Origin of the sequence: Bacillus sp. FJAT-22090, assembly GCF_007676755.1 — a bacterium.
GTDB lineage: Bacteria > Bacillota > Bacilli > Bacillales_A > Planococcaceae > Psychrobacillus.
Genome location: NZ_VEBK01000001.1, coordinates 223,113 through 237,394 on the forward strand (window position 1 = coordinate 223,113; position 14,282 = coordinate 237,394).

Annotated in this window: 13 protein-coding genes; 2 read left to right on the plus strand and 11 right to left on the minus strand. The window is 38.0% G+C overall.

Annotated features, from left to right (window positions below):
- Window positions 1-8: 8 nt before the first annotated feature.
- Window positions 9-968, minus strand: coding sequence for an NAD(P)H-dependent flavin oxidoreductase (locus FS486_RS01110; protein WP_144509411.1), 960 nt, complete (start codon window positions 966-968; stop codon window positions 9-11).
- A gap of 245 nt (window positions 969-1,213) precedes the next feature.
- Here FS486_RS01110 and FS486_RS01115 point away from each other — a divergent pair, with 245 nt between their 5' ends.
- A complete protein-coding gene (locus tag FS486_RS01115) occupies window positions 1,214-2,683 on the plus strand; it encodes an aminotransferase class I/II-fold pyridoxal phosphate-dependent enzyme (RefSeq protein ID WP_144509412.1) in 1,470 nt (489 codons plus the stop codon).
- A gap of 41 nt (window positions 2,684-2,724) precedes the next feature.
- On the opposite strand, the gene FS486_RS01120 is transcribed toward FS486_RS01115, so the two are convergent.
- The 9 genes from FS486_RS01120 to FS486_RS01160 all read right to left on the minus strand — a co-directional run bounded on the left by FS486_RS01120 (window position 2,725) and on the right by FS486_RS01160 (window position 12,123).
- The gene (locus tag FS486_RS01120; protein WP_260857996.1) at window positions 2,725-3,420 is read right to left on the minus strand and encodes an LrgB family protein; all 696 of its coding nucleotides are present in this window, start codon (window positions 3,418-3,420) and stop codon (window positions 2,725-2,727) included.
- Window positions 3,399-3,773, minus strand: a complete 375-nt coding sequence (locus FS486_RS01125; protein ID WP_144509413.1) for a CidA/LrgA family protein — start codon at window positions 3,771-3,773, stop codon at window positions 3,399-3,401. Before FS486_RS01125 ends, FS486_RS01120 begins: the two co-directional genes overlap by 22 nt.
- A gap of 144 nt (window positions 3,774-3,917) precedes the next feature.
- The gene (locus FS486_RS01130; RefSeq protein ID WP_260857987.1) at window positions 3,918-4,733 is read right to left on the minus strand and encodes a polysaccharide deacetylase family protein; all 816 of its coding nucleotides are present in this window, start codon (window positions 4,731-4,733) and stop codon (window positions 3,918-3,920) included.
- Window positions 4,734-4,821: 88 nt separating this feature from the next.
- Window positions 4,822-5,607: an SDR family NAD(P)-dependent oxidoreductase gene (locus FS486_RS01135; RefSeq protein ID WP_144509414.1), complete on the minus strand. Its 786-nt coding sequence runs from the start codon at window positions 5,605-5,607 to the stop codon at window positions 4,822-4,824.
- A 737-nt stretch (window positions 5,608-6,344) separates the two neighbouring features.
- Window positions 6,345-7,757, minus strand: a complete 1,413-nt coding sequence (gene lpdA / locus FS486_RS01140) for a dihydrolipoyl dehydrogenase (RefSeq protein ID WP_144509415.1) — start codon at window positions 7,755-7,757, stop codon at window positions 6,345-6,347.
- A gap of 3 nt (window positions 7,758-7,760) precedes the next feature.
- The gene (locus FS486_RS01145; RefSeq protein ID WP_144509416.1) at window positions 7,761-9,110 is read right to left on the minus strand and encodes a dihydrolipoamide acetyltransferase family protein; all 1,350 of its coding nucleotides are present in this window, start codon (window positions 9,108-9,110) and stop codon (window positions 7,761-7,763) included.
- A 31-nt stretch (window positions 9,111-9,141) separates the two neighbouring features.
- The gene (locus tag FS486_RS01150; RefSeq protein ID WP_144509417.1) at window positions 9,142-10,119 is read right to left on the minus strand and encodes an alpha-ketoacid dehydrogenase subunit beta; all 978 of its coding nucleotides are present in this window, start codon (window positions 10,117-10,119) and stop codon (window positions 9,142-9,144) included.
- A gap of 3 nt (window positions 10,120-10,122) precedes the next feature.
- Window positions 10,123-11,235 carry a pyruvate dehydrogenase (acetyl-transferring) E1 component subunit alpha gene (pdhA, locus tag FS486_RS01155; protein WP_144509418.1) on the minus strand — a complete coding sequence of 371 codons (1,113 nt, stop codon included), beginning with the start codon at window positions 11,233-11,235 and terminating at the stop codon, window positions 10,123-10,125.
- A gap of 240 nt (window positions 11,236-11,475) precedes the next feature.
- Window positions 11,476-12,123: a YkyA family protein gene (locus FS486_RS01160; protein WP_186321285.1), complete on the minus strand. Its 648-nt coding sequence runs from the start codon at window positions 12,121-12,123 to the stop codon at window positions 11,476-11,478.
- A gap of 133 nt (window positions 12,124-12,256) precedes the next feature.
- On the opposite strand from FS486_RS01160, the gene def reads away from it, so the two are divergent.
- Window positions 12,257-12,814, plus strand: coding sequence for a peptide deformylase (gene def, locus FS486_RS01165; protein WP_144509420.1), 558 nt, complete (start codon window positions 12,257-12,259; stop codon window positions 12,812-12,814).
- A gap of 531 nt (window positions 12,815-13,345) precedes the next feature.
- Here def and FS486_RS01170 read toward each other — a convergent pair.
- On the minus strand, window positions 13,346-14,278 hold the full coding sequence (locus FS486_RS01170) for a carbohydrate kinase family protein (protein ID WP_144509421.1): 933 nt from the start codon (window positions 14,276-14,278) through the stop codon (window positions 13,346-13,348).
- Window positions 14,279-14,282: the final 4 nt, after the last annotated feature.

Sequence of the window (14,282 nt, forward strand, 5' to 3'; positions counted from 1 at the left end):
AATTCCTCCTATATTTGCCACTTTTTTCTTATTTCTATCGCTTCATTTACCATTCGATCAATGAGTCCTTCCGTAGTAGGTACATCATGTATTAATCCAATAGATTGCCCTGCCCAGCCAAATCCTTTATCTATCTCACCATCATGGATGAATTGTTTATTTGCTTCTCCACTTACGTAATCCTTTATTGCATCATATGTCGGTTTTTCATTTTCAATACGTAAAATCTCCTCGGTCCATTCGTTTTTAATCGCCCGAGCAGGAGCACCAATCGATCTTTTTATGACAGTTGTATCTGTTTCCTGACTATTTAGCAAAGCTTGTTTATAAGCTTCGGAAGCATGCACGCACTCTTTCGTTGCGATAAATCTAGTACCCATCTCAATTCCTTCCGCTCCAAGCGCATGGGCCGCCATCCATCCCCTACCGTCAGCAATTCCTCCAGAAGCAATAACTGGTATAGATACCGCATCTACTACTTGAGGGATTAACACCATCGTTCCAATATCGTCTCTTCCAAGATGGCCTCCACCTTCTTGACCGACTACCATTACAGCATCCGCACCTAGCTGTTCCGCTTTTTGCGCTTGTCGTTTTGCTGCAACTAGGACTAACTTTTTAATAGAAGTATGTGCAAGTTTCTCTAAAATAGGCGCAGGGTTTCCTCCCGTCATAGAAATAACCGGAACTTCCTCGTCTATTGCCACTTGTAACATATGCTCATAAGGTCTTCCCGTTTGCCCAATAGCAAAGTTTACCCCAAAAGGCTTATCCGTTAACTTTCTTACCTTCCGGATTTCCCTTCGTAATTCCTCAGGCGTTTTTAAACTCATTGCAGTTACTTGGCCAAGTCCTCCTGCATTGGAGATGGCTACACAAAGCTCCGAATAGGCCAAGTAAGCAAGCCCACCTTGAATAATAGGATATTGTATTTTTAATAGATCTGTTACTCTTGTTTGAAAATGCATCCTCATCCCTCCTGGTTCTAAGTGTAAAAGAAATATTCTAGTGATTCAATTCGCAAATAATTTTTATAGTAAAACAGCAAATGAAATGCTATAATTCTCTTGTTTTAAGAAAAGCACAAGCATCTACTTCAAAATTATACAGTCTAAACAAGCCATCATATTTAAAAAAGTGGTGTCGCTGAATTAAAACGGGGATAGTGCTAGAGCTAGACAAAATAAAATTCTTGCTAGAGGTGGTATAAGCGTTGTCACAATTAGAAACTCCTTTATTCGATGCCTTACTTAAGCATCGGAACCGTCATCCTATTCAGTTTCATATTCCTGGGCACAAAAAAGGGAAAGGGATGGACCCTGCATTTCGAGAGTTTGTTGGAGATAATGTACTTTCCATTGATCTAATCAATATTGCTCCTTTAGATGATCTACATTCCCCTAAAGGTGCTATTAAACAAGCGCAACAATTGGCTGCTGAAGCATTCGGAGCGGATGAAACATTTTTCTCCGTGCAAGGAACAAGCGGTGCTATTATGACGATGATACTAACAATCTGTGGTCCTGGGGACAAAATACTAGTACCACGAAATGTGCATAAATCGATTATGTCTGCAATTGTTTTTGCAGGGGCAATCCCAGTTTTTATTCATCCTGAAGTAGATAAAGAACTTGGAATTTCACATGGAATTTCTGTAGAATCAGTGGAAAAAGCATTAAATACTCATCCAGATGCGAAAGGTTTACTCGTTATCAATCCTACTTATTTTGGATTGGCAGCAGATCTAAAGAAAATAGTAGATATCGCCCATGAGAGAGGAATACCGGTAGTTGTGGATGAAGCACATGGTGTACACATCCACTTTCATAAGTCTCTTCCAGTTTCCGCAATGGAAGCAGGAGCAGACATGGCAGCAACTTCCGTTCATAAATTAGGTGGTTCCATGACACAAAGTTCAGTATTAAATGTAAAAGAAGGTTTAGTCTCTGCTAAAAGAGTACAATCAATATTGTCCATGCTAACGACAACCTCTACTTCATATCCGCTTCTTGCATCGTTAGATACCGCTAGAAGACAGTTAGCTATCCACGGGGAAGATTTGATCGATGATACCATTAGACTTGCTAAAGACACACGTAAGCGAATTAATGCTATTCCACATATCCGTTGCGTTGGAGAAGAGATTTTACAATCCTCTGCCACATTTGATATGGACCCGACAAAGTTATTAATAAGTGTAAAAAACCTTGGGATAACTGGTTATGAAGCGGAGATTTGGCTGAGAGAAAAAGCAAATATCGAAGTGGAACTTTCCGACTTATATAATATTCTTTGCCTGATCACTCTGGGAGATACAAAAAAAGAGGCTAATTTACTTATTAACGCTCTTTCTCGCATGGTCGCAGCTTTTGAGTCTGAGGCGATTGTTATCGAACCATCTGTAACGTTACCTGATATTCCAGGACTTGCAATGTCCCCTCGTGACGCTTTTTACGCAGCAACTGAATCGATTCCATTAAAAGCAGCTAGTGGACGTATTTCGGCCGAGTTCGTTATGGTATATCCTCCTGGGATACCAATTTTTATTCCCGGGGAAATAATTACACAAGGAAATATCGATTATATTATGATGAATATAGAGGCCGGTCTTCCTGTACAGGGCCCTGAAGATGATACATTAGAAATGATTCATGTAATAAAAGAACATCAGGCTATTATTTAATAGTATAAGAAAAAGGAGAGATTATAGATATCTCTCCCTTTTTATTGAAATAACAATGCAACAACCGGACATACGAAAGCACCAATAATTGCACTTAAAGTCATTGATACAGATCCCATTGACATTGCCTGTTCCCCGTATTCCGATAGTTTAGACACTCCAAATCCGTGGGAGGCACTGCCCATTGATATCCCTCTGCTAATAGATTTTTCTATCCTGCATATTTTGAAAATAAATGGTCCAAGTAGCGCACCAGCTATCCCCGCTACAATTACAAATACAGCAGTTAATGATGGGATTCCCCCAATGGCTCCACTAATTCGCATCGCTACAGGTGTGGTAATGGATTTGGGCAACAAAGATAATAGAAAGTCATTTTTTAAGTTTAATAGTTTCGCAAAAATAATTATACTTACTAATCCGGATAACATAGCAACTGTTACACTCGTTAAAATAGTAGTAAAATTCCGTTTTATAATCGTTCGTTGAGTATACAAGGGATATGCCATACTAACTACAGCTGGTCCAAGCATTGCATCGACCCATTTTGCCCCACTCATATAGGTTTCATAGGAAAATGAAAATAATTTTAATAAAAATATGATTAGTATAGTTGCAGTAAGTACTGGAAATAAAAAAGGGGTTGAAAATCTACCATATAGTTTTGTCATAAGTAAAAAAATCAGGACCGTCCCAACTATCATACTAATAGTGATCACTGCACATCCCTCCCTGATTGTTTACTCTCTAAGTACTGGCAAACCAGACCGGTTATAGAAATAGTAGCTAGCGTGCTTACTATAACCGATAAAACGAGTAATACCCCACTTATTGACAACAATTCTGGATAATTCATTACCCCAACAGTGGAAGGGACAAAAAACAGTGCTAGGAAACCTAATAAAAAACCTGCACCCTCTCTAATTAACTGAATGGGTATTATTTTAAAATATAAACAGCCAAGAAGTAATAATAATCCTACTATACTTCCAGGAAATTTAATATGTAGTATTTGAACGATAAAAGAACCTAAAAGAGAAAATAAATATAAAATAAAAATTTGAAGAACAATGCGAATATATTTTTTCATCTGTATACTTTAAAAGCCTATTCTTTTAAAGATCTCACCTCCGAAATTATTAACAGGGGTTATTTTACACCCAACGTACAACTATGTCTATAAAAAAAGCACCTCTGTGAATGAACGTAATGCCACAAAGGTGATAATTATCTCTTATTCTATTCCTTTAATCGTATGAGGGTCAATTAACTCATATCCTTTGTCACGAAAGCCTTCTACGATTCCACTTAAAGCTTCTGCTGTCCATTTACGATCATGCATCAATAAGTTAGATCCATTAGTTAAATACTCTGTATTCAGCATGATATCTGTTAAACTAGCTGCATCCATATACTGTTTTTCCCAATCATAACCGTATGTCCAATTCATCAAAAGCATGCCTTCGTTTTGAACAAGTGATTTACTGAAGTCTGTATTAACGCCAAATGGTGCACGGAAAAATTTTGGTTTTTCACCAATTACCGATTCAACCGTTTCATTTACTTTCAAAATTTCTTCTTGTTGTTGATCCTCCGAAATTTCTTTTAAGTTCGCATGAGTTTGCGTATGGTTTCCGATTGCAAAACCCATATCGTAAATTGCTTTTAAGTTTGCTTTTCCTTCATCTGTTTCAAGAAAGTGACCATTGACAAAAAAGATAGCCGGAGCATTTAATTCTTTTAAATTTTTAGCCATTTCTACAGCGTATTTGTCTGGAGAGTCATCAATTGTAAGAAGTACAGCCTTAGGATTTGCATCCCCAATAGGTTGAAATGTCCAGTTTGCCGGATTTAACTCATATAAAGGTTCTTGTTTTTCTACAACAGGTTCTTCCTCAATCACTTCTTGTGTTACTTCTACTTTTTCTTCACCAGTTACTCCAGTTGTATCTTCACTTTCTTTTTGTGCGGCTGGTTTTTCTTCTGAAACACCACATGCTGAAAGTACAAGCATCAACACTGCAAGTAATATCCAAGTTGTTTTTTTCAATTTGATCACCCGTCCCTTTCAACTAATATTCTAACATGTAAAAAAGAAAGCCGTGTAGAGGAATTCCACACGGTTTCTTGTACCTAATTTAAAGCGTGCCGCCGGACCCACCATCAATATTTACCGCTGTACCTGTTACGTAAGAAGCTGCATCAGATACTAAAAATGTAATCACGTTAGCTGCTTCTGTCGTTTCACCAATTCTTCCAAGCGGAATCGACGGACCAACAGCGTTTTTAGAGTACTCTTCCCAAGAAAGTTCTGGAGCATCATTTAACCAACGTTGTTCCAACTGATCACTACGAATCAACCCGATACATACGGTATTGACACGAATATTATCTTTCCCCAAATCTTTGCTCATCGCTTTTGTTAACGCCATTCCAGCAGCACGACTAACAGTAGTTGGTAATGATGAAGCTGGAGGAGTTTTTGCTAATACTGCTGTCACGTTTACAATCGCACCTCTGCCCCCTTTACGCATATAGGGAATTGCAGCTTTGGAAGTATGTATCGCGCCAAATAATTTTAAATCTAAGTCTGATTGCCATAATTCCGTATCAACATTTTCAAAAGGATTTGCAGATGATGTTCCTGCATTATTTACTAAAATATCTAATTTTCCATAATGCGCGATTGTCTTTTGAATAATTTTTATACAATCCTGCTCATTAGTAATATCAGCAGGGACCGTTAATACTTCTTTTCCTGTTTCATTTTTGATAAACAGTGCAGCTTCTTCCAATTTTTCTTTCCCGCGTGCACATATTGTTACAGATGCTCCTTCTTTTACTAATTGCAAAGCCGTATGTAGGCCAATTCCTTTACTCGATCCAGTCACTACCGCTACCTTTCCTTTTAAACCTAACTCCATTTTAATTCCCCCTTTACATTTGTTTAAACCTCATTATAGATTCACAGTTCATAGTAAGTCGAATATTCCAACTCCAATGAGATGAAGTTGCAATTAAAACCTTTTGTGGAGAGTGCGTCTTAAATTAGTTGCCTCTGCTCCGAGCAATGGGTGCTGTTATGCGAGCATAATGAGTCAACGTCCAAGCATAAAATTCCGTCCATTCATAATGTTGCGCATTCGGTCTATAAAGTTGCGAGTAGCGACTGAGATGTTGCGCAAATTTAATGGACGATCTAATCCATGTAAATTAAGCGGAGACTTCAAGTAAAGTGCATCGCAATCAATGTCCGCTAGCCTTTGCGTGGAGAATTGGTTGCGCTCGTTGCCAATTTGGTTGTTTTCAAGCTCAAACTGGTTGCGTTGCCTATTGAATTGGTTGCTTTCCCGTAACAATTGGTCTCGTTAAGCCATTTCCTAACTTTTAGTGGCTAATAAATACAGTTAAAAGCCTATATTTGGATGGATTGGAGCTGAAAGGCGGCGACTCCAGTGGGATCAAGTGAGTAAGATGAGACTTCACAACGAACGCCAAAGCGGGCGGTGAAGGCTCATCACTCACCCCACGGAAAGCGTCCGACCTTCAGCGGAAATCCAAGCGATAACTTCCTTAAGACGCACTTTCCCTATAATATGCAATTACAACTGCTAAAAAAATAACCCCTTTAAGTATGAGACTTAAAGAGGTTATTCCAATATTATTTAGAAAGAATATGAATCGGGTGACCCATTACTACTTCTGCAGCTTCCATTGCAATTTCACCTAAAGTTGGGTGTGCATGAATAGTCATTGCAATATCTTCAACAGTCATGCCAGCTTCAATAGCTAAACCAAGTTCAGCGATCATATCTGATGCTCCTTGACCTACGATTTGTGCTCCAAGAAGTAGACCGTCTTCTTTACGGGAAACAAGCTTCACGAAACCATCTGAAGTGTTAAGCGCAAGTGCACGACCATTTGCTCCAAATGGGAATTTCCCAGCTGCAACATCATAACCTTGTTCTTTCGCTTGAGCTTCAGATAAACCAACAGTTGCAAGCTCTGGATCTGTAAAGCAAACTGCTGGGATCGCCAAGTAGTCAACAACAGAAGACTGTCCTGCAATTACCTCAGCAGCGACTTTACCTTCGTATGATGCTTTATGTGCAAGTTGTGGGCCTGCAACGATATCGCCGATAGCAAAGATATTGTCAATGCTTGTACGGCATTGCTTGTCAACTTCTAATAATCCACGGTCTGCGAATTTAATACCTAATTCTTCTAATCCAATTTCATCCGTATTTGGACGACGACCTACAGTTACCAATACATAGTCAGCTTCAACTTTTTTCTCTTCTCCGCCTACTTCATATGTAACTACAACGCCGTTTTCTGTTTCTTCGACACCTTTTGCAGATGCTTTAACCGCAATTTCAACGCCTTTTTTCTTGAGGCCTTTTTTAACGATAGTCGTCATTTGTTTTTCAAATCCAGCTAAAATATCGTCTCCGCCTTCGATAATTGTTACATTAGATCCTAAGTTAGCATATGCTGAACCTAGCTCCGTACCAATATATCCTCCACCGATTACAACTAATTTCTCTGGAATTTCAGGTAAGCTCAATGCACCTGTTGAATTAATAACACGTTTAGTGTATTTAAACGTAGGAATTTCCACTGGACGAGATCCAGTAGCGATAATTGCATGTTTGAAATTATAAGTTTGTGCAGACTTTTCATCCATGACACGCACTGTGTTGGCATCCACAAAATAAGCTTCACCCATAACAACATCGATATTGTTTCCTTTTAATAATCCGGAAACACCACTTGTTAATTTTTTTACTACGCTATCTTTGAAAGCTTGAGCTTTTGAAAAGTCAATTTTCACATCAGTTGCCGTAATACCCATATCATCTGCATGTTTTGCTTGTTCAAAGCGATGACCTACAGAAATCAATGCTTTAGAAGGAATACATCCAACATTTAAGCATACTCCACCGATATGTTCTTTTTCTACAACTACTACTTTTTGTCCTGTTTGTGCAGCACGAATTGCAGCCACATATCCTCCGGGACCTGAACCAATTACTAAAGTATCTGTTTCAATCGGGAAATCTCCTACAACCATTTTTTACGCCTCCATTAATAATAGTTCTGGACTGCTAAGCAAACGTTTCATATGGTTCAACGCATGTTGAGCAGTCGCACCATCGATCATGCGATGATCAAAGCTCAATGATAATGCTAACACAGGAGCTGCAACAATTTCACTATTTTTTATTACCGGTTTTTCAGAAATTCGACCAATTCCGAGAATTGCAACCTCTGGGTGGTTAATAACCGGTGTAAACCATTGCCCGCCAGCAGAACCAATATTCGTAATTGAGCAAGAAGCACCCTTCATTTCATTAGAAGCTAATTTACCATCACGCGCTTTTGTTGCAAGAACATTAATTTCATCAGAAATTGCAAATACTGATTTACGATCTGCATTCTTAATTACAGGTACTAGTAAACCTTTATCTGTATCCGCTGCAATACCAATATTGAAATAATGTTTTTGAATAACTTCATTTGTTTCATCATCATAAGAAGTATTTAGCTGAGGGAATTCTCTCAATGTACTTACAAGTGCTTTTACGACATAAGGTAAGTAAGTTAATTTGATATTCTTCTCTGCAGCAATATCTTTGAATTTTTTGCGATGTGCAACAAGTTCTGTTACGTCCACTTCATCCATTAATGTAACGTGTGGAGCTGTATGTTTCGAATGTACCATAGCTTTTGCGATAGCTTTACGCATTGGAGAAAGTTTTTCGCGAGTTTCTGGGAATTCTCCTTCAGAGACTACAGGAGCGGCTACTTTTTCTTCTACATTCGATTCTTGCGTAGTTGTTTCTGAATTTACTGAAGTAACTTCAGCAGGTTTTTGGTCGCCTGATAAGAATGATTCAATATCCTCTTTAAGAACACGTCCATTTTTTCCTGAACCACTAACTTCCGCAATATTTACTTCATGATCACGAGCATATTTACGTACAGAAGGCATTGCGATTATACGCTTATCACCTTTTACTTCTTGCTTAGGCTGGTCAGTAGATGCTTCTTTTTTGTTAGGAGCTTCCACTGTTTCTTTTTCAATTTTTTGACCAGCTTCGGCAGTAGCTTGTACTTGAGCTTCTGTTTTTTCAGTCGCTTTTGTATCTTCGGTATCATGTCCTTTAAATTGGAGATCCTCATATCCAGGAGCGTCAATCTTAATAAGTACATCTCCGACAACCGCAACTGTTCCTTCACTAACTAATACATCTGTTACTTTCCCTTTAACAGGAGAAGGAATTTCTACAACTGCTTTATCATTTTGGACTTCACATAAAATATCGTCTTCTTGTACTTCATCGCCAGCTTTAACAAACCATTTTACGATTTCGCCTTCATGTATACCTTCACCGATATCTGGTAATCGAAATTCAAATGCCACAGTATTCACCCTTTCTATTTAGAATTTTATATTAGAATGTTAAAACTTTTTTAGCTGTCTCTACTATATCCTTTATGTTCGGTAACCAAACTGTTTCAGCTTGGGAGAAAGGATAAACAGTATCAGGAGCAGCAACACGTAAAACAGGAGCTTCTAAACTTAGAATAGCTCTTTCTGTAATTTCCGCTACTACATTAGCAGCAATACCAGCTTGTTTTTGTGCTTCTTGCACGACAATCGCACGGCCTGTTTTTTCAACAGAAGCAATAATCGTTTCAATATCTAATGGTTGAATAGTACGTAAGTCAACAACTTCTACTGAGAATCCTTCTTTTTCAAGCTCTTCTGCAGCTTTTAAACTTTCGTGTACCATTGCGCCATAAGTAATAATTGAAAGATCAGATCCTTCACGTTTTACATCTGCTTTACCTAGTGGAATTGTATATTCTTCTTCTGGAACTTCTCCACGGAAAGAACGGTACAATTTCATATGTTCCAAATAAATGACAGGGTCATTATCACGAATCGCAGAAATTAATAATCCTTTAGCATCATACGGAGTAGAAGGGATAACAACTTTTACACCTGGTGTAGAAGTCATTAATAATTCCAAGCTGTCCGCATGCATTTCTGGTGTATGAACCCCACCACCAAATGGAGAACGGATTGTAACAGGGGCATTGTATGCTCCGCCTGTACGGAAGCGCATACGTGCAAGTTGACCACTAATTGAATCCATTACTTCATATACAAATCCAAAGAATTGGATCTCAGGAACTGGTCTAAACCCTTGAAGTGCTAGACCAACCGCAAGTCCACCAATACCTGATTCAGCTAAAGGTGTGTCAAATACTCGGTCTTCTCCAAATTCTTTCTGTAACCCTTCTGTTGCACGGAATACTCCTCCGTTAACGCCAACGTCTTCACCGAAGACTAGAACGTTTTCATCATTTTTAAGCTCGGTACGGAGTGCTTCCGTAATTGCTTGAATCATCGTCAGTTGTGCCATCGGTTACTTCGACTCCTTTTCTGTATAGTAAGCTAATTGCTCGTCTAAGTTATATGGATTTTCTTCATACATAATATTGATCAAATCAGTTACTTTTTGCTTTGGAGCAGCATCTGCTTTTTTGATCGCTTCTTTGATTTCTTCTTTAGCTTTTTCAATGATTTCTTCTTCTTTTTCTTGATTCCAAATACCTTTTGCTTCCAGATATGTACGGAAACGAACTAATGGATCTTTCTTTTCCCAAGCAGAGTCTGTATCAGAAGTACGGTAACGCGTTGGATCATCACCAGCCATCGTGTGTGGACCAAAACGATAACAAACTGTTTCGATCAAGCTAGGACCTTCTCCGTTAATTGCACGTTCTCTTGCATCTTTTGTTGCAACATAAACTGCTAATGGATCCATTCCATCTACTTGTACACTTGGAATTCCCGCTGCAATACCTTTTTGTGCAATTGTTTTTGCTGACGTTTGCAATTCACGTGGTGTAGAGATTGCATATTGGTTATTTTGTACGATGAAAACAGCAGGTGAACGATATGCACCCGCAAAGTTAATTCCTTCGTAGAAGTCACCTTGTGAAGAACCACCGTCTCCAGTGTACGTAATTGCAATCGCTTTCTTTCCACGTTTTTGCATTCCTAGTGCTACCCCTGCAGCTTGAATGAATTGCGCGCCAATAATAATTTGAGGTGGGAAAACGTTAACGTCTTCCGGTATTTGGTTCCCCATGAAATGTCCACGTGAGAATAGGAATGCTTGCCATAAAGGAAGACCATGCCATACGATTTGAGGTACATCACGGTAACCTGGTAAGATAAAATCTTCTTTTTCAAGTGCAAATTGGGATGCTAGTTGAGAAGCTTCCTGCCCTGCAGTAGGAGCATAGAACCCTAGACGTCCTTGGCGATTTAAAGAAATAGAACGTTGATCTAAAATCCGAGTGAATACCATACGACTCATTAATTCAACTAGTTCCTCATCTGATAAGTTAGGGTTTGCTTCTTCGTTTACAATTTTCCCTTCCTCGTTTAAAATCTGGAACATTTCAAACTTCTCTTCAATTTCTTGAAGTGTTTTCTTCGGGTCTAACTGCGGTGACTTTTTTGCAGCCATAATAGCAACTCTCCTTTTCTTCTGTATTAAGATTTCTTATTATATAAAGTAATACAACTGTCTTTCCTAAATAGTATACTCAAGAATAAATCTGTGGTCAATCATCTAAAATGGACGATTATATTTAATAGAATATTAAAAACTGCATAATCTGTATCAGTCCCGAATTATGTCTGTGTTATATCAGTTTACTATTTTCCCAGAAAAAAAGCAGCACCATTAAGGGCTACTTTTTTTAAATTATTTATTCTCTTTTTGTAAGGCTGTAAATACCTCATCTTTAATCTTATTCAGCTCAGAGGTAAGGTCATTAAACTTTTCAACGGATTGTTTTACTACTTCATTTTGTTTGTTAACTTCTTCTACTTGCTTTTGAATGGTAGAAACATCAGCCGCTTCATCTATTAACATGTCATATAAACTTTCTTGTAAACTAGCAAGCGTATTATATTGTTCTGTTAAGTTATTGTACGCGTCATAACGATTCTTTAATGCTTCTTCGATTTGTTGGATACTAGCTTTTTCTGATTCTTCTTTTGTTTCAGATAGGAGTACATCGATGTCTGTTAGCTTATCAGATGCATTTTTAATAGAAGTTGCTTCTTTTTCTACCAACACCAATCTTTCTTCCAAAAGTTGAGCTGTTTTTTCTACTTGTGCTGTCAGTTCTTCTTTTTGATCTTTCGTTAGTTCCATCATGCTCTGAAAATTAGCTTGTTCCTTTTGTTCTGTTTCAGCTAACTGCGTTTGTACATCTCTATAATCAGCTTCTAAATTATATATTTCTGTTAAGATGTTTGACAATTTTTCTTCTGTTTTTTCTCCAAAAGAACATGCAGACAGTAGCAATACAAAGCATAAAGGAACTACGTATTTCCATTTTTTCATCACGTAACCTCCTCTATTCATTCCACTATAATTGTTCTAGCTTTTAAATTCAACCTTCCATTGGGCTGTTTTTGTTTAGCAATTGAGGATTTTTCGATATAATAGATTTATGAACTTGGAAAGGACGATTATCATGATTTTAATGAAAGACATTGTAAGAGATGGTCACCCGGCACTACGCAAGAAAACGGAAGAGATGACATTTCCTTTATCAAAAGAAGATGTGCTACTTGCGGACGAGTTATTAGAATATGTAATTAATAGTCAAGATGACGAAATGGTTGAAAAGTATAAATTACGTCCAGGTATCGGACTTGCCGCACCTCAAGTGAATGCTGATAAAAGAATGTTCGCCATCCATTTGACAGATTCTGAAGATAATGAGGTAAGCTTTGTCGCAGTAAACCCAAAAATAATTAGTCATTCTGTAGAAAGCACATTTATTACTGCTGGTGAAGGCTGTCTTTCTGTGGACGAAGTAATCGAAGGGTATGTTCCAAGGCATGCCCGTATTACAGCAACCGGCTTTTATCCAGATGGAACCCCTTTTAAAAAACGTTTAAAAGGCTTGGCAGCAATTGCTTTCCAACATGAATTAGATCATTTAAATGGCATTATGTTTTACGATCATATCAATAAAGAAAACCCTTATGCCGAAATACCTAATGCAGTTCCTTATGATCGTTTATAAGAAAAGTGAAAAGACACGTTAAGATCAAAACCAGTATCTATCGTTTTCAAATGGTTTTGGGAAGACTGATGCTATACGATAACTGATTTTTTTAGAGCTGTTGATTATGACCGACGTCATGATCAACAGCTCTTTTCTCGATAATCATATGGCATTTATCTATCCACCACCCTTCTACAACTTTAGACACTGTTTTAGTACTGCTTTTTGGAAGAAGAGAAGCGACACCTCCTACTCATAGAAGAAGCGACCGAAAATACAATTTCGGTCGCACCCCACCTTCTCTATTAGAAATCGCCTTCATCGCTCACCCCGCGGAAAGCGACCGGTTGGAACGGAAATCAACCGTTTTATAGAATCGTTTTTCCACCGTAGAAATACTAGATTTATGAAACGAAAAATTATATACTTTCTTATCTTTTTTTAAATGAAAACACCCTTTAAGATCAAAATCTGTATCTATCATTTTTAAAAGTGCTCTTAACTCTCGTAACTTAAAAAGCCCATTTCAAAAAGTGAAATGGGCTTTTCTTATAAATCTGCTAATCTTGGCATTGCGGAAAGAGCGCCTGGTTTTGTAGCACATATTGCTCCAAGTTTATTTCCAAAAGAAATATATTCAATCCACTCTTCTTTTGTTTTAGGGACCCCTGTCCAATAAATTTTTGATAGAATTCCAGCCATAAAGGCGTCCCCAGCTCCAGTTGTATCAACTGGCTCCACTTTCTCCACAGTCACATGAACCGTTTCTCCGTCTATCACAGCATATGTACCTTCTTCTCCCACAGTAATTAAGACAATAGGAATCTGATAATGTTGAAGCCTCTTAATTCCTTCTTCTCTTGATTCTGTTTTCGTTAAAAAGGAAAGCTCCTCTTCTGTTAACTTTAAAATATCCACCTGTTTAAAAAAAGAACAAATCGTTTCTCTGCACAGTTCTTCACTTTCCCACCTTAAAGGACGAATGTTGGCATCAAACGATAAAAATACATTTCTTTTTTTCATTTGGCTTACTATTTCTCTAGTTGTTCGACATGCTGTCGGATGAAATAAAGTGCCAGAACAAAAATGAAAACTAGATGCCTGTTGAAAAGCCTCTTGCTTCAATGAATCGAATTCAACCTGAATATCAGGTGTTTCATCTACATACGTATGGAAGTGACGATCATTATTTTCCGTCAAATGAACGTACACTCCGCTTACTCGTTTTTCTGGAACTACTAAAGCAAACGATAAGTCTACCCCTTCTGCCATTAGCTCCTTCCTCACAAACGCAGAAGTTTCGTCATCCCCCGAGATAGTAATAAAAGAAGAAGCTGCTCCTAGTCTCGCTATTCCAGCCGCAACATTTACTGTCGCTCCTCCAAGATACTTTGTAAAGCTATTATTGTTTTGATCATCTGCAATATAATCGACAAATCCGTCCCCATATATTAATACAGACTTATTAGTAAGATCGTTCATAAAA